This window comes from Nocardia sp. NBC_01327 (genome assembly GCF_035958815.1).
In the GTDB taxonomy this organism is placed as follows: domain Bacteria; phylum Actinomycetota; class Actinomycetes; order Mycobacteriales; family Mycobacteriaceae; genus Nocardia.
On the sequence record NZ_CP108383.1, the window covers coordinates 4,372,867 to 4,396,275 of the forward strand.

The window sequence follows — 23,409 nt, forward strand, 5'->3', positions numbered from 1 at the left end:
GCCCAGTGAGATCCGCGCTCTACGTCCCCGGCAATCGTCCGGATTTGTTCGACAAGGCGCTCAGCGGCCCGGCCGACGTGGTGTTGCTGGATCTCGAGGACTCGGTGCCGCCGGGGGAGAAGGACTCCGCCCGGGCGGAAGTGTCCGCCTGGCTGCGCACCCTCACGGCTGCTCGCCCCAGCGTCTGGGTCCGGGTGAACTCCGGCGCCGCTGCCGAGCGGGACCTGCGAGCCGTCGCATTGCCTGCGGTCGCGGCCATCTGCCTGGCGAAAACCGAATCGGCGGAACAGGTTCGGGCTGTGGGAACGATCCTGGGTGCGCACGAGGATGTACCCGATCGTATTCGAATCTGCCCGCTGCTGGAGAGCGCCGCGGCCGTCCTGGCGGCCGCCGCGATCGCGGCCGCACCGCGCGTATCCCGATTGCAGCTGGGGGAGGCGGACCTGTGCGCTGATACCGACATCGATCCCGGCGATCGTGATGGGCTGCTCGCCGTGCGCACCCAGGTGGTGCTGGCCAGCGCCGCCGCGGGGATCGATCCGCCGCTCGGCCCGGCCGAGACCGATTTCCGTGACCTGGACGCGCTGCGTGAATCCACGAAGGCGCTGGCGCGTATGGGCTTTCGCGGCCGTTCGTGCATTCACCCGGCCCAGGTGCCGATCATCAACGAGGTATTCACCCCCACCGCTGCCGAACTCGTCCGCGCCCGGGATCTGGTGGACCGCTTCGACGCCGCGAACGGCGGCATTGTCTTCGACTCCGGCGGCCGCATGGTGGACCTGGCCGTAATCCGCCGGGCCCGCAGGCTATTGGCGGACGCGCCTGCCGAGTAAGGCTGCCCCGCAATAACTTCAGTGTTCACGCAGTAGTCGGCCCGAGCCTTCGACCCGGTCGTGAAGGCCGTGCTCGCGCAGTGCGTGCCAGAGTGTCGCGGAGTTGATGGCGATGACCGGCTTGCCGAGCTCGCGTTCGAGTTCGTCGGCCAGGGCGACGAACGAGAGATTGGTGCCGACTTGGACGATGGCCTCGATATCCGGTCCGTCGAGCGAGGCCACCACCTGCCGCAGCCGATCCGGTGGCACCCGTGCGATATCCATGGCCGTCGGGCAGCGCAGCCCGGTGATGGCGGCGACCTCGAAGCCCGCCTCGGTGAAGAAGGCGCCGACCTCCTTGTCGGCTATGGGCTGATACGGCGAAAACACGGCAATGCGCCGGCAGCCGAGCTCGTGCAGCGCCGCCCGGCAGGAGCTCGCGCCGGTCGTCACGGGCAGGCCGGTGCGGTCGCGCAAGCGCTGTTCGAAGGCCGCATTACCGTGGACGCCGCCCCAGAAGGTCTCTGCGGACATGCCCATGACCATCCGATCCGGCTCGGCGGTGAGTGCATCGCGGACCGCGGTGTCGATGGACGCCCGGATCTGGCCCAGTAGCGCCTGGAAGTCGTTGTCGTCGCCCATGACCGGATTCGGAATGTACATCGATCCCGCGCGATAGGTGATGCCGGGCAACCCGGCCTTCCAATAGTCGTGCTCGACAACGGTATTGGTGCTGGGCACGATCACCCCGAAGACGGCTCGGGTTCCCACGGCATTGGTCATCGGTTTCCTCGGTGGTGCGCAGTATCGGGAAGAGCTGATCAGTGGGTACGGGTTGTGGTGCGGGACAGCGCGTCCGCCACCGCGCGATGGGCGCGATCCCGGTCGGCGGCGCGATCCAGGAGCAGCGCGTCGACGAGCAGGGGAGCCACGATGGTCATGGCCGTCTCCTCGACGGGCGCGGGGTCCTCGATACCGGCCGCCCGGGCCGCGGTACCGAAGGGTGCGAGCAGATCCCGCACATAGCGACGGCGTAGTTCGGCGCATTCCGGATCGGTGGTGGAAGCGGTGACCAGCGCGCGCAGGAAGGCGGCAACGGGCTTGTCGCGCAGGCGATCACAGAGCACATCCACTTCGGCGTGCAGATCGGCCACCGGATCACCGGTGGGCTGCGGCGACGGATGCGGGGCCACCGCGATGAGCGCGGCGAGGAAGTCCCTGGGTGCGGGCCAGTGCCGGTAGATGGTCGTGCGGGCGACGCCCGTAATGCTGTGCAGCCGTTGCGGAGTGAGCGCGCCGGCGCCCTCGGTGAGTACAAGCTCGAGGGCTGCGGTGAGCACGATCGCTGTGGTGTCGGCGGCGGGTCCGGCCGGTCGTCCGGGTCTGGTCACAGCAATAAACGATACATCTTGTTTTGCTTATTCGTAAGCGCTACATTCTGTATCGGAAACACTGCTTCCCTCAAACACTGCTTCCCCCAGGAGGACCCATGCGTCCGCATGTCGAACTCATCGACGAAAAAGATCTGATCTGGCACATCGCCGAATTCGAGCACGGCACGGGTAGCGCGGAACAGCGCAATCTCAGCTATGACGAGGAGGACGGCTCGGCCTCCCTCAAGGTTCGGTTCACCAGTGAGTGGACTCGGCCCGCCGGTGTCCATCATGCCGAGACGGAATGGTTCGTGCTGTCCGGGCGTGTCACTGTCGGCGGGACGGTGCTCGGCCCGGAGGGCTACTGGGCGGCCCCGCCGGGGGTATGGACGCCGGAGCTCTCGGTGGCGGCGGGAACCGAGATCCTGCTGTTCCGCGAGTTCGGCGACTGGCACTTCGACCTCGCCGCGGCCGACCGTGAATTCGTCCGTGCCGACCAGAGACTCATCGTTCTGGATTCGGCGGCGATGCCGTGGATCGACGTCAAGGACGGCAGCCCGATGCGCTTCGATCTGGGCGGCACCCCCGTCCCCGGCCTCTACATCAAACTGCTGCATCGCGATGAGAAGACCGGGTTCTACACCCGCCTGATCAAGGCCAAGCCGGGCTGGCGGGAGGTCCCGCTGGCACATCATCCGTGCAGTGAGGAGGCATACTGCCTGGACGGCGGTTTCGAGTACAACTTCGGAACCATGTGGCCCGGAACGTATTTCTGGCGCCCGGCCTTCATCCGGCACGGCGACTTCACCGCGGACGCCGAACTGGGCTGCACCTGGCTGCTCCGCTCGGATGCCGACCTGGTCGACTGGTACACCGACAATGCCAAGGTCGTCATGACCGGTGATGCCACGAACTGGGGCCCGGACTTCCCGCAGAGCATCGCGCCCCGGTTCATCTCACCGGTTCGCTCCGCCTCCATCGGCGCGTGGGCTGATCCGACCCACCAGTGACACTCCGACCCACCAGTGACACGCAGTGTCCGGGTCCATCCGAGGTGATCGGATGGACCCGGACATTTCTTTCGAAGGTGAGAGTCAGTGGTCGCGCAGCAGCGATCCGGCCCCCTCGATCCGGTCGGTGATCCCGTTGTCCCGCAATGCCATCCACCAGGTGGCGGCATTGATGGCGAGGACCGGCTTGCCCAGCCAGCGCTCGGCCTCATCGGCCAGCCGGACCATGGACAGATTGGTCCCGCACTGCACGAGCGCGTCCACGCCGTCACTATCGGCTTCCAGGAGGGCCTCGCGTAGCCGTTCCTCGGGCACATGGGCAATGGATACCGCTGTCGGGCAGCGCAATCCGATGATCGTCCGCACCTCGTACCCGAGTTCCCCGAAGAACCGCACCACGTTCTCGTCGCCGACCGGCTGATACGGGGTGACCACGCCGATCCGCTCGGCCCCGTAGAGCTTCAGAGCCCGACTGCACGCCTCCGCTCCGGTCGCTACCTCCAGACCGGTCGCCTCGTGGATCTGCGCGACGAATCGCCGGTTGCCCTCCACACCGCCCCAGAAGGTTTCGGCCGACATACCCATCACCATGTAGTCGGGCTCGCAGGTCAGCACCCGCTCGCAGGTCGTGACCAACTCGGCGCGAATCTGATCGAGCAGCCGCCCCATACCGGTGTCGTCGCTCATATTCTGATCGCGAATATGGATGCGGCCGAAGTGTGCGGTCACCCCGGGCACGCCCATACGCGCGAAATCCGGTTCCACAACCGTATTGGTGGACGGGGCCAGTACCCCGAATTTGGTGCGCCAGCCGAGCACATCGGGCATCGGATCATCTCCTGGTAGTACGGATGTCGAATCAGTCGGCGAACAGATCGCGCGTGCGGAAAGGGGCGGCGGCGAAGCGGCGCAGCACCTTTCCGGTGGTCAGCCACCGCACGTGCGCGCCATTGCGGGTGCGGGTGACGGCGCGCTCGGCCAGCCACGGGGTGACGGTCTCGACGCGGTCGGCGAGGATGTTGAAGATCCTGCGCGCCTTCGCCAGTTCGGCGGGATCGCTGTATCCGCCGATGAGCAGGTCGGTGACCACCATGCCGGGACTGAGCAGCCCGACGGTCACCTGATCGGGGGTTTCCTTCGCCAGCGCCTCGGTCAGATAGGTGACGGCCCGCTTGCTGGCGCCGTACACCCCGAGCCCGGGTACCGAGCGGCCGTCGCTGCCCAGACCCTCCATATTCCAGATGTGACCGCGGCCGTGTGCGGCCATGGCCGGCACCGCGACGGCGCACCCATTGAGCACGCCGAGGAGATTGGTGTTCACCACTTTTCGCGCATCGTCGGCCGCCAGTTCCCACAGAGGTGTGCGCGTGTGGGAGATGCCCGCGTTGTTGATCCAGATATCCACACCCCCGAAGCGCTCGACCGCCGCATTCCAGAAGCCCTGCACCTGGTCGCGATCGGTGACGTCGGCGGCGTGAACCAGTGCGCTATCGGGCAATTCGGCCCGCACCCTGTCGGTCCGTTCCGGGTCCGTACCGCACACCGCGACCCGGTGCCCTCGCGCCAGCAAAGCCTGCGCCATACCGAATCCGATGCCGCGGGTGCCGCCGGTGATCGCCACGGTCGCGGTGCTCATTCGCGCTCCAGGACGCCGTGGAGAACGGCGGACAGGCTGTTGTGCTGGAACAGCTGGTACACCACCGCGAGGGTGCCGCCCGCCCCCATTCCGGGCTCGGCGTCGAGCATGAATTCCCGCCCGACCAGGCGGCGCCCGTCGTTCTGATGCAGGCGCACGAAATGGGCGCGCCCGTAGGCCAGCCCATTGCCCCAGATATCGAAGCCCTCGTAGAAGGAGCGAATACCGTCGCGGCGCACCGTGAACCGAGAATCGGACTCGATCAGCCCCGATATGGTCCGGTGATGCTCGGCGACGAGCAGGCTGAGCGGGTCGACGGCGACCGTCATGCGCACCTTGCCGAGCTCCTGCTGATCGGCGCTCCACAGCTGCAGATCGCCCGAGAATCGGCTCTCGTCCTTCGTGGGCACCGTGAACGGCACGGCTCCACAGCGGGTTTCGGTATCGATGCGCTGCTGCACCAGTTCGGGGTCGCGGGTGTAGACGCCGTTGAACACGCCCACCATCGCCGGTCCCTGGTACAGCACCGAGGAGTACACCTGGGTATCGTCGATGGTCTGGTTCCAGGTGTTCAGCGATACCTGCCAGCCCGGGCCGTAGTAGTTGGCGTCGACGAATCCGCCGTAGGGCTGGCCCGCACCGTAGAAATCGGGTCCGGTGTAGATCCGGTCGCCGTCGGAGTCGATCACCCCGAATTCGAAGGGTGCTCCGAGAGCGAAGCGCCCGGCGAGCTTTCCGCCGCCGGTGAGTCCGCCGTCCATGAAGTAGGTCGTCTCACCGTCGGCGAAGACCGATGAGCGGCGGATGTCCTCGAACCCGAGCCAGACCCCCTCCGCGTCGAAAAGTGAAGGCCGGCCGACCCATTCACCGGCAATACGCTGTTGCCAGAGGCTCGGTGCGCCGGTCATGACGCGAGCTCCCGGCGCACTCGTTCGGATTGTTCGGCCCCGAGCAGCCGGGTGACCTGCGCCCATACCGGATCCACCTGGGGGCTGAAGAGATTCGCGCGATTGGCCAGATCCCGGGCGGGGAGATCGGCGTCCACGGCGGGTACCCCCTTGTCCACCAGCGTGAGCCAGTGCCGCAGGTACGCATCGACGCTGTCGCCCAGCGCGCCGAACGCCGTCTCCGTCGCCCGGCAGACCACCATCCACGGCGACATGAGCGCCCGCTGCCGGGGCCCGATCGCCGCCGGTGTCACCCCGTCGATCTCCCAGGCGGACTCCAGCACCGGGGTCAGCGGCAGATAGGCGGCGTCGAGATACTCCAGATTCACCGCCAGATCCGCGCGTGGAATGAGGTCCAGATGCATGGCGTAGTAGTCGCCGCCGTAGACCGAGTCCAGCGTGAAATGCGGTACCGCGGAATCGTTCCCAGTGAATGCGAAGATCATATGGCTGTCCAGCCCGATCGGCGGCACCACCAGATCGACGGTCACCGCCTTGTCGATCGTGCCGCCGCGCAGCACGCGCAGCCGTCCCACCGGTTCCGGTGACGTGGCGCTGGTCAGCGCGATGTCCTCGGCGACGGTCAATCCGAGTGCGGTGGAGAGGGTTTCGAGAGTGCGCGCACTGAGCGCGGCAGGCAGGCTCATAACGGTGTTCCTCCAGTGCGCGCCTTGTGCACCCAGGCGCTGGCGAGTTCGGGATTGTCGCGGCGGCCCGGTGAGGCGATGACGGTGGCGGTGCGCCGGGGGGCGTCACCGGTGATGAGGTCATCGCCCTGCACCCACCAGCCCTGCTTGATGAGCTCCGCGCGCCGGCGCCGATAGGCGACCTGCAGTGCGTCACTGCGCACATGCAATTCGTCCGAGAGGTCGAAGGGCAGCAGCTCCGGTCGCTGCGACTCCACCACCGGGCGGTCCTGCAGCAGGATCTTCTCGATGCGCTTGCGGGCGTTGGCATCGGCCCACGAACCGGTGAAGAAATTGCGGAAGCCGAGGATCTTGACCAGCGTCCGGTCCTGGGAGAGCGGGATATTGAAGTCGTAGAGGATCAGATCGCCGATCGGCAGCCGCACATGCAATTTCACAATGTTCGGCAGATACCAGGCATTGGTGACCGTGACGTATTCCGGTCGCGGTTTGCCTCTGGCGAGCAGGCCCCACAGCCCCTTGGGCGGCGGCGGGCTGAGCTGGAAATCGGCCTCGGCCGACCAATCCGTCTGGTTCACCCGGAAATCCGGGATCTCGGGTTTATCGGGATTGCCGAAGGCGGTGCCGTGCACGAACGGGGTGTGCGAGGCGTCGGCGACGTTCTCGAAGGTGCGCTCGTAGTTGGCGTCGATCACCATATCGACCTGGACCGCGCGGAAGGCGGGGTCGTCCCACTGCGGTATTTCCGGAATTGGCGGGCGCTCCGGCTCCGGCAGATCGCCGAGGAACGCCCACACCATGCCGTGGCGCTCGAGGGTGGGGTAACTGTCCACGCGCGCTTTTCGCGGGATGGTGCGTTCGGGTGCATTGGCCGGGATGCGCACGCAGACGCCGTCGGGGTTGTACTGCCAGCCGTGGTACGGGCAGGTAATACAGTCCCCGGTCACCTTGCCCATGGACAGCGCGCCGCCGCGATGCACGCACAGATCCGACAGGCAGGTCACGGCCCCGGATTCGGTGCGGTAGAGCACAAAATCCTGTCCGAGGCAGGTCACCCTGCGTGGTTCGCGACCGATGCGATCGGCGAATTCGACGGCGTACCAGAAGTTCTTGAGCACTCGATCTCCCTATCGCCGTTTCAATAACATGCCGTCGTCGAAGCCCGCGAGTTCATCGCGCGCGGTCGCCGAATCACGCAGATGCGCGTGCAGGAACAGCGCGGTGAGTCGCGCGAATCCCGGAAGTGCGTCGGTCTCGGCCGGACCGTCCAGAAATGCGCGCGCGGCGGTCGGATCGGCGTCCGCGATGCCGAAATGGTTGGCGCCCGGCACGATGGCGAGCAGGTGCTCGCCCTCCGGCAGGGCCTCCGCGAAGGTGCGCGCCACCGGGTCGGGCCGGTCCTCGCCTTCGCCGTAGCGGTCGGCGCTGCCCTTGATGACACCGTCATTGGTGCCGACACCCAGCAATACCGGGCAGTTCACCTGTGCGGGCAGCACCGTCCCCGGATCCCAGCCGAGCATGGTGGCCACCATGGTGTGCGCACCCCAGGCGAAGACCGCACGCACGGAGGGGAAATAGCTCGCCGACTGCAGTACGACGGTGCCACCGGCCGAGTGACCGCCGAGAGCGATCCGATCCAGATCCAATGCGCCGCGCAAGGGTTCGGTCTCATTGAGTTCGGCGAGCGCCGCCAGTACCGCCGGAATGGTGGGACAGGTGGGCCGGGTGCCGTAGGTGTCAGGCCGGGCGGCGGCGATATCGACCCCCGGCGTCAGGCCGCGCACCCCGCCGAACAATTCGGCCACTCGGTCGAAAGTCACCACGACGAAACCGGATTCGGCGACGGCGGTGGCGAAACGCCGGTAGGAGTCCTGGCCGACATTCACCCCGGACAGGAACAGCACCACGGGATACGGCGCAGCGGCGGCGTCCGGGGAGAAGACGCCACTGAGCCGTTCGGCATCGGTCCCGGAGGCCACGGCCGGGTAGTAGACCTTCAGATGGGCGGTATCGAACGGCGCCGCACCCTCGGTGCGCACCGACCACCAGAGCGAACGGATCATGCTCATGCCTCCGGCCTCGGCAGCACGCGGTCGCCGCCCCACAGGGCGCGCACCAACCGCTGGGTCAATTCCGGTCCGAACATGCGCTCGCCCATGACATTCGCGGGATCACGCTCGGCGATATTGCGGCGGATGCGAAGATCCCGGGCCGCGAGCTCGGTCCGCTCCGCGGCGGGTACGGGCGCGGCGGCATCGACCCAGCCGAGCCACTGGTCCACCTTCGCGGTCAGCAGGTCACGCACGGTGTCGAGATTGGGCCGGGTGGCGGGAAAGGAGTAGCAGTAGGCGGTGGGGGAGAGACTGGCGCGAATGAAACCGGTGCGGCTGGTGAACCAGGTGAAGTCCGGATGGTCCTGCTTGAACTGGAGCCACGGGGCATCCGCGTCCGCGTAGTAGTCGTCGAAGTAATCGCCGTCGCCGACCAGGTCGCCGCGCGGGACGCCGTCGACGTAGAACCATCCCTCCGGCCAGAGCAGCAGCGCCGAGCCCAGATGCGGTACGCGAACCTGCGGGCCCAGCCAGGCGGTCAGGTGCAGATTCACGAAACCCGTTCGCGGATCACCGATCCAGGAATGCACCAGCCAATCGATCTCCGGACCGGAGTAGGCGGCGAGACTGCCGGACGGACCGGTCGCCGCATCGCCGTAGGACTGCAGGTCTTCGGTGGACGGGTCGCGGTGCAGTTCGAAACGCTCGGCGATCTTGTCCTTGAGACCGCCCAGTAGCGCCTGCCATTCCAGGAATGTCTCGGTCACATCGATTCTGGGTGTTTCGTCGACCATCTGCTCGACGTGTTGCACGGTTTCACTCATGGCAGCTCCGGTTGGGTGGTCAGGGTGGCGGGCTCCCGGGTGAGGGCGGCGAGCGCGGGGCGCGGCCGTCCGCCGACCAGGTCGGTGCCCTTGGATACATTGCGGTTCACGGCCTGCGCCGGACGGACCAGTGCGTGCACCCGGGTCGCTCCGGCAGCGGCGGTGGTGATCTCGGGGTGGCTGATGACGCCGGTGAAGGGGCCGCTCCAGGCGGTCCAGAGGGTGAAATCGGGACTCAGCGCGTAGACGGCGGCCACCAGGCCGCCCTGCGGATCCAGTCCGGCGGCAACCACATTGAGGCGGTTCTCCGCGGATCGCTCCGGCAGGCCGAGGCGCGACTCCCACGATTCGACGGGGGAGTGCGCGACCGCGACGACATCGGCGTCCTGGATCGCGGCCAGCCGGAAGGTCTCCGGGAACAGCGCATCGTCGCCGACCGCGAGCGCCACTCGGCCCCAGGGCAATTCGAAGATCTCCAGCCGAGAGCCGGTGTCGGTGAGCCAGGGGTGCCGGCCGGTGCGGTGCAGCTGCGGCTGGCGTCCGGCAATGCCGGCGGCGCCGACCAGTAGTCCGTGCTGTGCGCCGCCCTCGCGGACGGTGAGCACAGCGTGCGCGGAGGTGCCCCGCAGGGCGGCGATCACCTGGGCGGCGGACAGCGTCGACGCTTCCGGAAGCACCAGCAATTCCGCACCGTCCGAGACTGTCTCGGCGATCACATCGAGATCGGGGAGGACGGCGGCGACACGCAGTGTGTCCGCGCCCGCCGGCGCTTGCCGGAGCGACGGTTCAGCGAGCAGCGGTGTGTAGAGCCGCGGCCGTCTGGCGGCGAGGATGTCGGTGCCGTCCGGCCGGCGTTTGTCATCGGCCAGGTCGATGTCGATATCGGCAATCGCCAGCGCCTCGCCGGTGGCCGGAGCCCTGGCCAGCGTGCTGCCGTCCGGCGCGACGATCTGGCTCTCACCCGCGCCGTGCAGCCGATCCGGCGGGACGCCCAGCCGCGCCGCGATGGCGGGCAGCTGCTGCGCCGGGAGCAGCGGACCGACCTTGTTGGCGGCCACCACCCACACCTTGTTCTCCGCGGCGCGGACCGGAATGTGCAGGCTCGCTTCATCTGTCGCGAACGAATTGAGACTGTTGAGCAGCAGTTGCGCACCGCGCACGGCCAGTGAGCGCGCCACCTCGCAGGTCACGCCCTCCATGCAGGCGTACATGCCGATGCGTCCGATCGGGGTGTCGATGATCGGTGAATCGAACAGGCCGGGATCGAGATGGTCGTTCTCCGCGCCCATCAGAATCTGCTTGTCCGACTGCCCCAGTACTGAGCCGTCGGGTCCGAACAGCAGACCGGTTCCGGTGGTGCGACCGTACGCGCCGGCGAGGGTCACGCCGATCTTGAGGTAGATCCGATGCTGCGCGGCGCGTTCGGCGATAGGGGCCAGGAATGAGTCGCCGGGGCGGCAGGCCATTCGGTGCGCGTGGGCGCGGTCGGTGTACCACGATAGGTGATTACAGAACTCGGGCAATACCACCAGTTCCGCGTTCTCCGCCGCAGCGGCATCGATCATGCGAAGGCAGGCGTCGAGGTTGTCCGCGACATCGGTGCCCGCGGCGAGTTGTGCGGCCGCGACTCTGGTCATGAACTCGCACCCTCCTACTCGGTGCATGTTTCGGAGATCGAAACACTGTTTCCAATATTCGTGATTCTGTACCGGTCGCGCTCATCTGTCCAGAGGTCGGCCGATATTTCACGCCGCTGTAATCGCTACGGGTGAATACCTGCTGTTTCCAGGCGGTTACGCGCCGCTGCGGCCTTGACACCCGCAGGTGACGCAGGTTCAATATGGCAACTGCGAAACCGTGTTTCCACTAGCGAAACACGTGCTGGAGGTGAGGATGTCGACGCGAAACGCATCCGGATTCGACCGCATGACCGGCTCCTGGCTCACCGTGCTGCTCGCGGCGGTGGTGGGACCGATGGCCGGCATCGAAATCGTGCTGCTGGACAAATCACTCGGCGGAGTCGTCGGGCTGCCCGGCGCGGTCGTCGGGTACATCGCGCTGACCGCGGTCGGGTTCGGGGTGGTCGGGGTGCTGCCCGCCGTGCGATGGCGACTCATCGCCTCCGGCCGCGGTACGGGCGGATGCGGTGTGCTCGCGGGCACGGGACTGGTTGTCGCGGGGGCGTTTCCGGGAATCGGGACGTTCACCGGAGGCGTGCTGGTCGCCGGTGTGCTGATGGGTCCGGTGCTGGTGGCCGGGCTCGCCTCGCAGGTTCGGGTGCGGGCGGGTTACGCGGTGCCGGCCGCCGGGCTGGTCGGGGGAGCGCTGGCTGCCGGTGGATGCCTGGAGCATCCCGGAATCGCTGTGCTGGCAACGGGTTCGGTCGCAGTGGCGTTGGGAGTTGCGGTCATCGCGCTGAATCGGCCTGCCGGTATGGAGGCGAGCGGCGGCATCCTGCGACTCATCCGGAAGGCGCGGTGGGTGTTAACCGCTTATGCCGCAACGGGGTTCGCCGTCGGAGCCGCACTGCTTCCCGCGCTTCATCTACTGCTGTTTCGCTGGAATGTGCTCGATGGCGACCATCCCTGGTATCTGGCTTCGGCTGCCACGCCCATGGTCCTCGTCGCGCTGCTACCCGGACGGCACGCCGCCGCGATCCCATCGCTGCTGATCCTCGCCGCAGGGGGTGCGCTGCTGGTTGCCACCGCACCCGGTGCGTGGCAGTCGGCGGTCGGGACGGCCGTGACGCTCGCGGCAGCGGTCCGTTGCCTGTCGGTGCTGGATTCGCTGTCGAGTCAGGAGTTCTCGGTCGCCGAGGGCCTCGCACGCAGCGCTGTCACCGTGTGCACGGTCGCGTCGGGCGGCCTCGCGGGCCTCGGATTCGCCGCCGCGGCCGGGCACGTGTGGGGGACGGGCTCAGCTCTGACTCTCTCGGTGCTGCCGGTGCTCGCCGCAGCACTGTTCACCGTCCGTGCCGACCCAGCCCGCGACCGGGTTGCGGCCGGCTTCCACACCGCACTCGTCACAGAAGGAGGCGCCCGGTGATGCGTACATTTGTGTGCGGCTGCGCCGCGCTCGCATTCGCGGGATGGACCGTGATCGCCCCGGCCGCCGCCGACCCCGCCGCCGCACTGCACGTCAGCGCCACCGGTGACCTTGCCGAGGCGCAGCGAATCACAGTGGGAGGCACCGGTTTCCAGGCCGGGCTGGCGGCCGTGGCGGTAGGCATGTGTAAGCAGGGCTTCACCAATGGTCTGAAGGACTGCGACCTCGACGGCGGAGCGACCTTCGTGAATATCGGCTCCGACGGCACCTTCAAGACCCTGACGCTCACTGTGCGACCGCATTTCAACGGCATCGACTGTACGCATCAGCAGTGCGTCATCGCCGCCGCACCACTGCCCGGCACCGAACCGGCCGCCGTCATCGCCGCCAATTCGGCGTCGGTGCCGGTGACCTTCGCGGGCTCGCAGTTGCCGGCCCCCACCCCGGCTCCGGCAACCACCACCGCCGCGGCTGCTGCCGCCGGCACCGGCGGCCCCTCCGCGGTGCTGTGGTCGGTGACCGCGGGGCTGCTCGTCATCGTCGCCGGAACGGCCTTCGCCGATCGGCGGCGGCTCTAGTAGAACCCAAGGAGAACAAGATGTTTCGAATCCTCTTACGATCCAGTGCCGTGCTCTCGGGCCTGGCGACCGTCGCACTGATCGGCGGCGCGCCGGCACAGGCGGCCTCGGTACAACTGAGCCGATCCGGTGGCGTAGGCGCCGGGCAATCCATCACCGTCTCGGTGAGCGGCTTGGCTCCCGGTCTCGCCTCCGTCGCTGTGGGCCAGTGCAAATCGCAGATTTCCGGACCCAACGACTGCAACCTCGGCGGCTCGATCCTGGGCAATGCCGACGGCTCCGGCACCTGGCAGGCAGACAGTCACTCCATCACCCTGGTGGGCTCGATCGGCGGCGTCGACTGTACGTCGGCACCGGGCGCCTGCACCATCTCCGTCACCAGCCTGACCGACCCCACCAATATCCTCGCGTCCATCCCCCTGACCTTCGGCTGAGAAAAGGTATGAGAAGCAACATCTTTCGAGGTGTCGCGGGCGCGGCGGTCACGGCCGCCGCGCTGCTCGCGACCAGTGCCCCGGCCGGTGCGGCCCCCGTCCTGCACCCGACCCCCACCGGCGACGTCACCGTGGGTCAATCGATCACCGTGGCGTTGGACGGCCTGCCGCCCAATCTTCCCACCGTCGCCATCGGCCAATGCAAGCCCCAGATCACCAGCCCCGCCGACTGCAACCTGGGCGGTTCGCTCCTGGGCGGCGCTGACGCGCAGGGCATCTGGAAACCCGGTGCTCGAGGAGCGGTGGTGACCCTCGTGGCCTCCGTCGGTGGCATCGACTGCACTTCCGCCCCCGGAGCCTGCACCCTGGCGGTCACCAGCCTGACGAACCCCGCCGATATTCTGGCGTCGGTCCCGCTGACGTTCACCAAACCCGGCGCATCGCACGAAAATGCCGGCGCCACAGCCGACTCGAGCTCCTCCGATTCGACGGTCGTCGGAGTGATCATCGCGATCGTCGTCGTGGTGGTCCTTTCGGTCATTCTGGCTGCGGTGGTCCTCCGTCGCCGCCGTAGGCCCCGATGACGGCGGTCTCGGTGGGATAGGCGCGGGCGGACATGCCGGCGCCGCCCGCCCGGAAGACGGCAGGGGAGTGAATTACGGTGGTCCTGGTGTATTCGAGGAGCCCCTCTTCGGCGTATTCGCGTCCGTAGCCACTGGATTTGATTCCGCCGAACGGCGCGCGCAGCGACATCCCGGTCCGGTTGTGGGTATTGATGAAGGTGAATCCCGCTTCGATCCGGGCAGCGAAGTCGAAGGCCCGGGATTCGTCGGCCGACCAGACCGAGGCCGCCAGCCCCAGCGCGGAATCGTTGGCACGAGAAAGGGCTTCGAATTCATCGCGGTAGGTCAGAAGTGGGACCGCCGGGCCGAATTGTTCGGTGTTCACCAGCGGCGCACTGTCGGGCAGATCGAGCGCCAGGATCGGGGCGACGAAGTATCCCGATGATTCGGGTACGTCCGCCAGCGGGAGGATGCGGCCGCCGCGGGCTCGGGCATCCGCGATGAGTGCGGAGACGCGGTCGGCCGCGTCCCGGGTGACCACCGGGCCCATGGTGACCGCTTCGTCCAGTGGATCGCCCACCGTCAGAATGCGCTGTGCGGCTTCGAGATACGCCTCGGTGAACTCATCCGCACGACGGTGGGGCACGTAGAGGCGTTTGGCGGCCATACATACCTGACCCGCGGTGGCGAAGGACGCGAGGACGAGGCGGTCGTAATCGTCCGGGGTCAAGGCGAAGTCGTCGAGGAACACGGCCGGGTCATTACCGCCCAATTCCAGGACGACGGGCGTGATCGCCTGTCCGGCGGCAGCCGCGATGCTGCGGCCGGCCACATCGCCTCCGGTGAAGGCGACCTTGCCGACCAGGGGATGGGCGATGAGGGCATGCACCAGCTCCGCGCCACCGTGCACCACCGTGGTCACCGGGAAGAGTTCGGCCACCCTGGTGACCGTGAGTGGAGCGAGGGGAGACGGCTTGAGTATCACCGTGTTTCCCGCAGCGAGGGCCGGGCCCACCTTGAGTAAGGAGAGAATGATCGGTGCATTCCAGGGCGTGATCGCCGTGACGACACCATACGGGCGTGCGGCGAGGGTGAGGCGCCCTTGCGCGTCGTCGATACGGATATCGCTGTACACGGTGGCCGCTCGTCGGCAGATCCAGCGCAGATAGGTTGCGGCGAAGGATAGTTCGCCACGGCAGTCGGCAATGGGCTTACCGGTCTCGCGTGCCAGCAGGGCGGCCAGCTCGGAGCGCTCGGCATCCAGCCCGTCCGCCGCTTCCGACAGCTTCGCCAGCCGGTCCGGCAGTGGCCAGGCCGACCATTCTCGGAATCGGCGATCGGATTCGCGCACAATGACATCCACCGCGCCCGGTGGCATGATCGGCACCGATCCGACTATCTCCCGCGGGCGGGCCGGGTTCTCCCGGGTGATCCTCACGATGCCCTCTCCAGCGAATCCATCAGGCACGCACGTCGCAGATGCGCGCGGGTTGCGACCGGATCGGCAGCCAAGGCGCGCAACTGGTCGCGGTATCCGCGGTCGTGGCCGCGCAGCCGTGACCAATTGGCGTGGCTTGCCCGCTGCACGTGTTCGATGGCGACGGTGCGCCGCAGTGCTGCCGCGTCATCGAGAATCCCCTGCGGCGCACCGGTGAGGACATCGGCGAGCGCCCCTGCCATCCGCACCGCATCGTGAATGCCGCTGTTCATACCCAGCCCACCCAGCGGGTTGTTGACGTGTGCGGCATCGCCCATGAGCAGTACCCGGCCGTCCCGGAACTGTGGCGCCACCCGCTGATGCACCCGATAGAGCGAAGCGTGGGCAATCCGCCACGGCCGTCCGAGATCGGCGACGCCCGCCAAACGCTCGGGGAGACGGGATAATTCGAGATTGTCGGCCGACCCTTCCGGGGTCGGTAGCAGGACCCGCCAGTGGTCCGGGGTGCGCAGCAGTACCAGCCATTCGGCGGGGTCGAAGACATAGTTGATGGGCGCGATGCCGGGCATTGCGGCGGTGAGGTCCTCCTCGACCGATGCCACCAGGAATCGCTCCGGATAGGTGCTGCCCTCGAAACTCGCGCCGATGGCTCGCCGGACCGCCGAATGCGCACCGTCCGCACCGATCAGCCAATCGGCGCGCACCGGACCGGCCGAGGTGCTCACGGTCACCCCGGCCTCGCCGGTGTCCACCCCTTCGACCCGATGATCGAATCGCACCCGCACGGACTTAGGCAGCGCGTCCAGCAGGATCGGTGTGAGCTTGCTCTGCTCACACTGCACGCGGTACGGAAAGGCCGTATCCGCCGCCAGCACTGCCATATTCAGTGTGGCGATCTCCCCGCCGCCGCGTTCGCGGTACTGGAAGGTCTCGGCCACGATGCCCTTGTTCAGCAGCGCGTCCACCACACCGAGTTCGTCGAGCATCTCCAGCGTCGGCGGATGAAAAGTGGAGGCACGCGATTCCGTCGCGAGTTCCGGACCTGCCTCGAGCACGGTCACATCCACGCCTCGCCGGGCCAGAGTGAGTGCGGCGGTGAGCCCCACCGGCCCGGCCCCGGCGATCGCGACGGTGGTCATGCGGTGTGCAGGGCGAAACGCCCCTCGACGCCGACAACACGAGCCCCGGTGAAGAAGCGCAGCGTCTCGGCCGTACCTTCCTCGCCGAGACCGGAGATGCCCCATGCCGGGCGCGGGGTCATGAGGTTCAGGCTCATGATCGACGAGCCGTTCACCTTCACCTCCCCGGCACGGATGCGGCGGGCGATGGCGAGCGCGAACTCGGTATCCGCGCCGCACACATAGGCTTCCAGGCCGTACGGCACGGCATTGGCCAGTCGCGCCACGTCCTCGACGCTGTCGTAGGTGACCACGCCCGCCACCGGTCCGAACACCTCCTCGGGCTGATCATCGTCGAGAAGGGTGGGAGCGACGTAGTTTCCGGCGTCGGGCAGGACGCCGAAACTGCGATGATCACGGCCCGCGATCGCGGTGCGCAGCGCCGCGACGTGCCGTGAATGCACGAGCGGCCCGAACTCCGTGTCCGGATCCAGAGGCGAACCCATGCGCAGCGAGTCGAGTCGCTTACCGATCGCCTCGACCAGGTCGGCGGCTCGGTCCGCGGGCACGATCAATCGCCCCAGGGCCCGGCACCATTGACCGTTGAGCGTGGTCAGCAATTCCGCGGCCATCCGCGCGGCCGTGTCGAGATCGGCATCCGGCAGCACGATGAGCGGGTTGTTGCCACCCAATTCCAGCTGACAGGGCCGGAACAGGGGTGCGGAGAGGGTGGCAACGGCTCGGCCGCCCGTGACACCACCGGTGAACGACACCGCCTTGATACGAGGATCGGCGACCAGCTGCGCACCGGTCCCGGCGCCACCCTGGACCAGCTGGAACATTCCGGCCGGCACGTGCGCGGCGATCACCTCGGCCAGCAGGACCGCGCTGTAGGGCGTCAGCTCGCTGACCTTGAGGATGACCGGGCATCCGGCCGCCAGGGCATTGGCGACCTTGTGCGCGGCCATGGGCGCGGGCGCGTTCCACGGGACGAGACACAGCGCCGGACCCAGCGGCAGCCGGTGCACTTCGACACCCTCGCGGTCGTCCCGGAGCGCCCCGGCGCGAATCTGCATGGCCGCCAGGCGGAATGCGCCGGAGACGATAATGCCCAGCGGCTCGGCCTGCCGGATCGGCACACCCGTCGCGAACGCATCGAGCTCGGTGATGGCGGGCAGCCGGATATCGAGCGCGTCGGCGATCGACTCGAGCATCTCCGCGGTGATACGCCCGCTCGCCCGATCAGCGACCGCGAGCGCACGCTCCACGCGGTCGGGCGCGGTCGCCACGGCCTCTGCGATCGCGGTGCCGGAGGACGGATCTTCCAGTGCCACACCCAGATCCACCTTCGGTGTGCCCCACGTATCATCGATGAGATCGCGTATGGCGGGCAGTTCCGGGGTCATCGCGCGACCTCACTGGTGGTGCGGTCCTGGGTGACAGCGTTCGCCGTCGCGGAAGCACTGGTCGCCGGCGGAGTTTCGTTCATCGCCCGAGTCTGGGCCGTAATACCCGCGGATTCCGTCTCGGACGTGTTGCCCGCAGATTTCGGTTCCGGCGTGGAGTCACCGCTCGTATTCGGCACCTGCGGCGGGAGGTTCGGCGCCGGTGTCTCGGGTGCGGTCGCGAACAATTCGTTGGCCTTGGCCTCGGTGACAATGCGGGCGACCTCGAGCATTCCGCGCTCGGCGGGGAAGGTCATGACAAGTCCCATGGCCAGATCCCGGAGTGCGCGCCCGGCAATACCGTCCATCGAGGCCGCCGAGGTGCCGCCCGCCTTGAGCCCCCCGAGCGCGACCCGGAAGCAGGCCTCGGTGACCGCGCCCTTGCCGAGCCGCCACTGCGTGAAGACCTCCTGCTTGGGTTTGAACGGCACCTCGGCGGTCTCGACCGTCAACTGGTAGCGCAGCCACAGGTAGGCGGTCTGCAGATCGCGGGTCATCTCACCGAACAGCACCTGGTGCACGGGGGAGGAGGCAATGGGCGCGCCGGTATCGGCGAAGGTCTTCGTTGTGGTGGCGGTGAGGATTTCGTCGTACACGCGCTGGGCGCATCCGGTGTAGACGGCGGCGATGGCGAGCTGATTGCCCACGAAACTGCCCCGGCTCATGGTGAGCATCTTGGTGAATGCGCCCGGTATGCCGAGTGCTTCGTCCTCGGCTACGAACACATCGGTGAGGCGGATGCCATTGTTGGCGGTCGCGCGCATTCCGAGTCCGTCCCACGGCGCGCGCACGGTCACTCCGGGCGCGTCACGCGGCACGAAGAAGGTGGCCAGACCTTCGGCGGTGTTGTAGCCCTCGAGCTTGGCGGAGGTCAGGTAATAGTCCGCGACCCCGGTGGCGCACCCGAAAGACTTCTCCCCATTGAGAATCCATCCGCCGTCCACCTTGTGCGCGGTGGTGGCGATGGTGATGTTCGCCCCCGAGGTCTTGACCGACTCGGAGGCGAAATTCGCCAGCCACACCCCGTCCGCCATCCGGGTGAGCACCTTTTCGGCGAAGGCGCGCACCACCGGTATCTCGGCCGTGTCGAACAGCCCGGCGTCGATGGCCTCCAGCGGCAGCAAACCGCGTGAGGCACTGGTGTTGTGGAAAAAATAGGCAAGTGCCGTGGACGGGCAGGCGGTGCCCATGGCATAGGTGGCCGCCGCGAGATCGCGCAGGGTGCCGCCCAGTCCGCCGAACTGCTCCGGCACCACCAGGCCCAGCAGCCCGGCCTCGCGGAGCAGGCCGATATGCGAGACCGGGAAGGTGGCGGTCCGGTCGGCCTCCGCGGCGGCCGCGCGCAGGGCGGGAAGCACAGCCTCGACCCGTTGGGCGCGTTGACGTTCCGCATCGGTCATATCTTCGATGAGTCGTTCTCCGATCATCGGGCAATCCCCTCGTAATAGGTCCGGTCGTGATAGATGAGCGGGGCGGTCGGGCGCGGAGTCGCCGCATCCTGGACCATCCCGAGCACAATGGTGTGATCGCCGGCCGGATAGCAGGCGGCGACAGCGCAATCCACCCAGGCGACGGCATCGGCGAGGACAGCCGCTCCCGTGGTCGCGGTATCCCAGCGTCCCTCCGCGAAACGGTCGTCGAGGCCGGGGCCGGCGAAGCGGCGGCCGACCTCCTCGTGGTCACTGCCGAGCACATTGACCGCGAAAACGCCGCTGCGCCTGATCATTCGGCAGGTCGCGCCGGCGGATACCACGCAGACCGAGACGAGCGGGGGTTCGAGCGCCACACTGGTGAACGAGCTCGCCGTCATGCCGTGCCGGCCGCCATCCTCGGCGAGGGTGGTGACCACGACTACGCCAGTTGCCCACTGCGCCAGCACCGTACGGAGATACTGCGGCTCCATCTGGAACTCCGTTTCGGTAGTGGAAACGCTGTTACGCACAAGGTAACGCCGCGATGTGGGCGGGCGCAAGGGGAACAGCAGGGGGAGGGTGTTTCCCATCGGGAAATCTGCCGCCTAGACTCGGCGGCGTGCCCGATATCGAATCCGACACTCAGAGCCGTTCGATCGCCGCCGTCGAACGTGCCATGGACGTGCTGCTGCTGTTCGGACGCAGCGGCCGGCCCGATCTCGGAGTCACCGAGATCGCCAATGAACTCAATATCACCAAGGCGGCGGTGCACCGGATTCTCACCGCACTGCGCAGCCGGGATCTGATCACCCTGGAACCCACCACCCGCCGCTACGCGCTCGGGCATGCCGCGATGGCGCTGGGCCGGGCCTATCTGGCGCGGACCGATCTGCGGGTCATGGCGGCGCCGGAGCTACGGCGGCTGGCCTCGCTCACCGGTGAGACCGCCACCCTGTCCATCCGTCGCGGCGATACGCGAATGTATGTGGACCAGGTGGTGCCGGATCAGGAATTGCGGATGGAAGTGGCTCTGGGGCAACCGTATCCGCTGCATGCGGGCAGTTCTTCGAAGGTCATCCTCGCGTACCTGCGCAAGGAGGAGATCGACGAGTACCTCGGCCGCCACGAGCTGACCGCGTTCACCGACGCCACCGTCACCTCGCAGCGCAAACTGCGCACCGAGCTGAACGCCGTGCGGAAGCGCGGTTACGCGGTATCGCTGGGGGAGCGGCAGATCGGGGCGGCGTCGGTCGCCGCGCCCATTCTCGATCACGACGGCGGCGTGGTTGCCGCCATCAGTGTGTGTGGTCCGCTGTCGCGGTTCGAGCCTCGTATGGAGGAGTACGTACCCATGCTGCTCAAGGCCTCCGGCGCGCTGTCGACCCAACTCGGTTACTCCGGTTAGAGATTCGCTCCGGGTTTGAACACTCCGAGCGCCGCGGCGGTGAGCACGCTGCCCCAGATGACCCAGACATAGGGCAGGCAGCCGTTCACGCTGCGGCGCAGAATGTTCTCCACCTCCGGGCTGGAGCCCTGGGTCTGCAATCGCACGAATGCGGGACCGAAGGGGCGCAAGGTGATTCGGATACCGAGCCCCGCCGCGACGGCGGCGGTGTAGAGCAGAATCTTGCCGCCCAGCCAGCGCGGGTCGGTGGTGACGCCGAACGGGTCGTGCGCCAGCAGTGTGTAGCCACCGGCGGCGGCCATACCCGCGATCACCGCGAGACGGATGCTCAGATCGGCCTGCCGCACAATGGCGATCCGGCCGTGGGTGCGGTGCGCCGCGATCGCCAGTGCCAGCCATCCGGCGGCGAAGAGCCAGACGGCAACCACGAACCACCAGGGGAACAGCGCGATTCCGAACAGGGTCGCACCGTGCGGATCCATCGCCATCAAGGTGACGCCGCTGGGCAGGAACAGCACCAGGCAGATCTTCGGCCCCAGATCCAGCCCGCTCATGATCGCCAGCGCGGTCGCCCGTGCCGGAGGTGTCTGCGCGGGGTCGATGACAAAACGACTGGAGTAGAACACCCCCAGATCACCGCCCAGCCAGAACACGAACAGCACCAAGTGCAGCAGGATCCACCATCCGTAGTGATGCGGTCCCATGGAAATCCCTTCGGGGAGAAGATGAATCAGTGCAGGACGGTCAGTGCGGTGTCGAGGTCGATCACATCGGCGTACTTGGCGTCCAGGTCCAGGAGATTGGCCTCGTGCAGCCGTGGATCGCGGTCGCCGCAGGCGTCGGCGACCACCAGCGGGCGGAAGCCGTGCTGCAGGGCATCGGTGGCGGTGGCCCGGACGCAGCCACTGGTGGTCAATCCCGTGATCAGAACGGTGTCGATCTGCTGTGCGGTCAGGGTGGCGGCGAGCGAGGTGCCGTGGAATCCGCTGGCGTACTGCTTGGTCACCACCACTTCACCGGGTAGCGGCGCGGGATCGGCCAGGAAGTCGCCGAGGGGATTGCCCTCCTCGAAGGCGTTGAGCGCCGGTACTTTTCGCCGGAACAACCCGCCGTCGGCGCTGCCGGGCCGATAACGCACCCGGGTGAAGACGACGGGGCGATCGACGGCGCGGGCCCGTGCGACCAGTCGCGCCGTGGCCCGCACGGCATCCTCCACCGGCGCGCGCAGCGGCGAACCGTCGGTGAGATACGCCGCGCAGATATCGATCACCAGTACGGCCGGCCGGATACCGGGGCCGAGCCGGGCGGCGAATCCGTGACGGCGATAGTCGTCGGCCAGATCGGACACCGGAATCTCCTTTCAGATCACGCCGGAGCGGGTCAGCCCGGCGAGTGTCTGCGCATCCAGCCCCAGCAGGGATCCGTACACGTCGGCATTGTGTTCGCCCAGTTCCGGGCCGGGGTGGCGCACCGAGCCGGGCGTCTCGCTGAGTTTGGGAAAGACGTTCTGCATGGGGATTTCGCCGAACTCGGGATGTGCGAGCCGCACGATGGCCTCCCGGGCCGCGAAATGCGGATCGGCGAACATATCCCGTGCGGTGTAGATGCGTCCCGCGGGAACCCCGGCCTCGTGCAGGGTGGCCAGCAGCTCATCTGCCGACAGGGTGGTGGTCCACTCGGCGATGACGTCGTCGAGCTCGGCCATATGCTCGCCGCGGCGGGAATGGGTGGCGAAGCGTTCGGTATCCGCCAATTCGGGCTGTCCCATGGTCTTTGCCAACCGTGAGAAGACGGTGTCCTGGTTGGCGGCGATGAGGACCAACTCGCCCCCGGCGGTCCCGTAGACATTGCTGGGCGACACATTCGGGAGTACCGGGCCGGTACGTTCACGCTGGTAGTCGGTGATGCCCCACTCCGGCAGCAGTGACTCCATCATGGCGAGCACCGCCTCGTAGATGGCGGCGTCGACGATCTGCCCGCGCCCGCTGCTGTGCCGATGATGCACCGCCGCCAGGGTTCCGATCGTGGCGAACACCGCCGCCAGTGAATCACCCAGGGAGATACCGGTTCTCGCGGGCGGATGATCGGGGTCGCCGGTGGTGTAGCGAATGCCTCCCATCGCCTCGCCGATGGAGCCGTAACCGGCGCGCGGGGAATACGGTCCGGTCTGGCCGTAGCCGGTGACGCGGGTCAGGATGAGGCCGGGATTACCGGCGCGCAGGGTGTCGTAATCGAGCCCCCAGCGCTCCAGGGTGCCGGGCCGGAAGTTCTCCACCACGATATCGGCGCGGGCGATGAGGTCACGCGCCAGTTGCTGCCCGGCGGCGGTGCGCAGATTGCAGGTGACCGATTTCTTATTGCGCGCCACCACCGGCCACCACAGTGAGCGGCCGTACGGCTTCTCCCGGCCCCATTCGCGCATCGGGTCGCCCTGGCCGGGGGATTCGAGTTTGATCACCTCGGCCCCGAGGTCACCGAGCAACTGGCCGCAGAACGGGCCCGCCAGCAGCTGTCCCATCTCGATCACTCGCAGATCGGCCAGGGGCCCGGGCGCGGGGGTGTGCAGGTCCGGCATTCGGCCAACTCCGTTCTGTCGCACCGTGAGGCGGAGTCGTGCGCACCTCCGGTAAGAATGGATACAATGTATCCCGTAGCGAAACGGCTAGCAAGA

At 67.6% G+C, this 23,409-nt stretch carries 25 protein-coding genes; 7 read left to right on the top strand and 18 right to left on the bottom strand.

Annotation, left to right across the window (positions count from 1 at the left end; genetic code table 11):
- Positions 1-5: 5 nt before the first annotated feature.
- Positions 6-833, top strand: coding sequence for an HpcH/HpaI aldolase/citrate lyase family protein (locus OG326_RS19940; RefSeq protein ID WP_327146158.1), 828 nt, complete (start codon positions 6-8; stop codon positions 831-833).
- 18 nt (positions 834-851) lie between these two features.
- Here OG326_RS19940 and OG326_RS19945 read toward each other — a convergent pair whose 3' ends face one another.
- Both OG326_RS19945 and OG326_RS19950 read right to left on the bottom strand, forming a co-directional pair.
- Positions 852-1,595 carry a maleate cis-trans isomerase family protein gene (locus tag OG326_RS19945; RefSeq protein WP_327146159.1) on the bottom strand — a complete coding sequence of 248 codons (744 nt, stop codon included), beginning with the start codon at positions 1,593-1,595 and terminating at the stop codon, positions 852-854.
- 38 nt (positions 1,596-1,633) lie between these two features.
- Positions 1,634-2,203 carry a TetR/AcrR family transcriptional regulator gene (locus tag OG326_RS19950; RefSeq protein WP_327146160.1) on the bottom strand — a complete coding sequence of 190 codons (570 nt, stop codon included), beginning with the start codon at positions 2,201-2,203 and terminating at the stop codon, positions 1,634-1,636.
- A 98-nt stretch (positions 2,204-2,301) separates the two neighbouring features.
- Here OG326_RS19950 and OG326_RS19955 point away from each other — a divergent pair, with 98 nt between their 5' ends.
- Positions 2,302-3,195: a DUF4437 domain-containing protein gene (locus OG326_RS19955; RefSeq protein ID WP_327146161.1), complete on the top strand. Its 894-nt coding sequence runs from the start codon at positions 2,302-2,304 to the stop codon at positions 3,193-3,195.
- A gap of 84 nt (positions 3,196-3,279) precedes the next feature.
- On the opposite strand, the gene OG326_RS19960 is transcribed toward OG326_RS19955, so the two are convergent.
- Genes OG326_RS19960 through OG326_RS19995 form a run of 8 tightly spaced genes read right to left on the bottom strand, consistent with a single transcriptional unit; the run spans position 3,280 to position 10,937 of the window.
- Positions 3,280-4,023, bottom strand: a complete 744-nt coding sequence (locus OG326_RS19960; RefSeq protein ID WP_327146162.1) for a maleate cis-trans isomerase family protein — start codon at positions 4,021-4,023, stop codon at positions 3,280-3,282.
- 31 nt (positions 4,024-4,054) lie between these two features.
- Positions 4,055-4,831, bottom strand: a complete 777-nt coding sequence (locus tag OG326_RS19965; protein WP_327146163.1) for an SDR family oxidoreductase — start codon at positions 4,829-4,831, stop codon at positions 4,055-4,057.
- A complete protein-coding gene (locus OG326_RS19970; RefSeq protein ID WP_327146164.1) occupies positions 4,828-5,739 on the bottom strand; it encodes a hypothetical protein in 912 nt (303 codons plus the stop codon). Before OG326_RS19970 ends, OG326_RS19965 begins: the two co-directional genes overlap by 4 nt.
- Positions 5,736-6,425, bottom strand: coding sequence for a hypothetical protein (locus tag OG326_RS19975; protein ID WP_327146165.1), 690 nt, complete (start codon positions 6,423-6,425; stop codon positions 5,736-5,738). Before OG326_RS19975 ends, OG326_RS19970 begins: the two co-directional genes overlap by 4 nt.
- Entirely contained in the window at positions 6,422-7,543 is a 1,122-nt protein-coding gene (locus OG326_RS19980; protein ID WP_327146166.1) for an aromatic ring-hydroxylating dioxygenase subunit alpha, read from the bottom strand. Before OG326_RS19980 ends, OG326_RS19975 begins: the two co-directional genes overlap by 4 nt.
- A 9-nt stretch (positions 7,544-7,552) precedes the next feature.
- Positions 7,553-8,494: an alpha/beta hydrolase family protein gene (locus OG326_RS19985; RefSeq protein ID WP_327146167.1), complete on the bottom strand. Its 942-nt coding sequence runs from the start codon at positions 8,492-8,494 to the stop codon at positions 7,553-7,555.
- A complete protein-coding gene (locus OG326_RS19990; RefSeq protein WP_327146168.1) occupies positions 8,491-9,300 on the bottom strand; it encodes an oxidoreductase in 810 nt (269 codons plus the stop codon). The genes OG326_RS19985 and OG326_RS19990 overlap by 4 nt, the downstream gene beginning before the upstream one ends.
- Complete coding sequence (locus OG326_RS19995; RefSeq protein WP_327146169.1) at positions 9,297-10,937, bottom strand: nitrilase-related carbon-nitrogen hydrolase; 1,641 nt, start codon at positions 10,935-10,937, stop codon at positions 9,297-9,299. The genes OG326_RS19990 and OG326_RS19995 overlap by 4 nt, the downstream gene beginning before the upstream one ends.
- 256 nt (positions 10,938-11,193) lie before the next feature.
- On the opposite strand from OG326_RS19995, the gene OG326_RS20000 reads away from it, so the two are divergent.
- From OG326_RS20000 to OG326_RS20015, 4 genes are read left to right on the top strand one after another with little or no spacing between them, the layout of a single operon-like run.
- Positions 11,194-12,345, top strand: coding sequence for a hypothetical protein (locus OG326_RS20000; RefSeq protein WP_327146170.1), 1,152 nt, complete (start codon positions 11,194-11,196; stop codon positions 12,343-12,345).
- Complete coding sequence (locus tag OG326_RS20005; protein WP_327146532.1) at positions 12,345-12,923, top strand: neocarzinostatin apoprotein domain-containing protein; 579 nt, start codon at positions 12,345-12,347, stop codon at positions 12,921-12,923. Before OG326_RS20000 ends, OG326_RS20005 begins: the two co-directional genes overlap by 1 nt.
- Before the next feature lie 20 nt (positions 12,924-12,943).
- Positions 12,944-13,357 (top strand): neocarzinostatin apoprotein domain-containing protein, encoded by a 414-nt coding sequence (locus tag OG326_RS20010; protein ID WP_327146171.1) that lies wholly within the window; start codon positions 12,944-12,946, stop codon positions 13,355-13,357.
- An 8-nt stretch (positions 13,358-13,365) separates the two neighbouring features.
- On the top strand, positions 13,366-13,941 hold the full coding sequence (locus OG326_RS20015) for a neocarzinostatin apoprotein domain-containing protein (RefSeq protein WP_327146172.1): 576 nt from the start codon (positions 13,366-13,368) through the stop codon (positions 13,939-13,941).
- Here OG326_RS20015 and OG326_RS20020 read toward each other — a convergent pair.
- From OG326_RS20020 to OG326_RS20040, 5 genes are read right to left on the bottom strand one after another with little or no spacing between them, the layout of a single operon-like run.
- Positions 13,895-15,358 (bottom strand): aldehyde dehydrogenase family protein, encoded by a 1,464-nt coding sequence (locus OG326_RS20020; protein ID WP_327146173.1) that lies wholly within the window; start codon positions 15,356-15,358, stop codon positions 13,895-13,897. The genes OG326_RS20015 and OG326_RS20020 overlap by 47 nt on opposite strands.
- Positions 15,355-16,497, bottom strand: coding sequence for an FAD-dependent oxidoreductase (locus OG326_RS20025; RefSeq protein WP_327146174.1), 1,143 nt, complete (start codon positions 16,495-16,497; stop codon positions 15,355-15,357). Before OG326_RS20025 ends, OG326_RS20020 begins: the two co-directional genes overlap by 4 nt.
- Positions 16,494-17,882, bottom strand: coding sequence for an aldehyde dehydrogenase family protein (locus tag OG326_RS20030; protein ID WP_327146175.1), 1,389 nt, complete (start codon positions 17,880-17,882; stop codon positions 16,494-16,496). The genes OG326_RS20025 and OG326_RS20030 overlap by 4 nt, the downstream gene beginning before the upstream one ends.
- Positions 17,879-19,348 carry an acyl-CoA dehydrogenase family protein gene (locus OG326_RS20035; RefSeq protein ID WP_327146176.1) on the bottom strand — a complete coding sequence of 490 codons (1,470 nt, stop codon included), beginning with the start codon at positions 19,346-19,348 and terminating at the stop codon, positions 17,879-17,881. The genes OG326_RS20030 and OG326_RS20035 overlap by 4 nt, the downstream gene beginning before the upstream one ends.
- A complete protein-coding gene (locus tag OG326_RS20040) occupies positions 19,345-19,824 on the bottom strand; it encodes a flavin reductase family protein (RefSeq protein WP_327146177.1) in 480 nt (159 codons plus the stop codon). The genes OG326_RS20035 and OG326_RS20040 overlap by 4 nt, the downstream gene beginning before the upstream one ends.
- Before the next feature lie 128 nt (positions 19,825-19,952).
- Between OG326_RS20040 and OG326_RS20045 the strand changes: the two genes are divergently transcribed.
- The gene (locus tag OG326_RS20045) at positions 19,953-20,738 is read left to right on the top strand and encodes an IclR family transcriptional regulator (RefSeq protein ID WP_327146178.1); all 786 of its coding nucleotides are present in this window, start codon (positions 19,953-19,955) and stop codon (positions 20,736-20,738) included.
- Here OG326_RS20045 and OG326_RS20050 read toward each other — a convergent pair.
- Genes OG326_RS20050 through OG326_RS20060 form a run of 3 tightly spaced genes read right to left on the bottom strand, consistent with a single transcriptional unit; the run spans position 20,735 to position 23,313 of the window.
- On the bottom strand, positions 20,735-21,442 hold the full coding sequence (locus tag OG326_RS20050; protein WP_327146179.1) for a hypothetical protein: 708 nt from the start codon (positions 21,440-21,442) through the stop codon (positions 20,735-20,737). The genes OG326_RS20045 and OG326_RS20050 overlap by 4 nt on opposite strands.
- 26 nt (positions 21,443-21,468) lie before the next feature.
- Positions 21,469-22,086, bottom strand: coding sequence for an isochorismatase family protein (locus OG326_RS20055; RefSeq protein WP_327146180.1), 618 nt, complete (start codon positions 22,084-22,086; stop codon positions 21,469-21,471).
- Positions 22,087-22,098: 12 nt separating this feature from the next.
- Positions 22,099-23,313 carry a CaiB/BaiF CoA transferase family protein gene (locus OG326_RS20060; protein ID WP_327146181.1) on the bottom strand — a complete coding sequence of 405 codons (1,215 nt, stop codon included), beginning with the start codon at positions 23,311-23,313 and terminating at the stop codon, positions 22,099-22,101.
- Positions 23,314-23,409 lie beyond the last annotated feature (96 nt).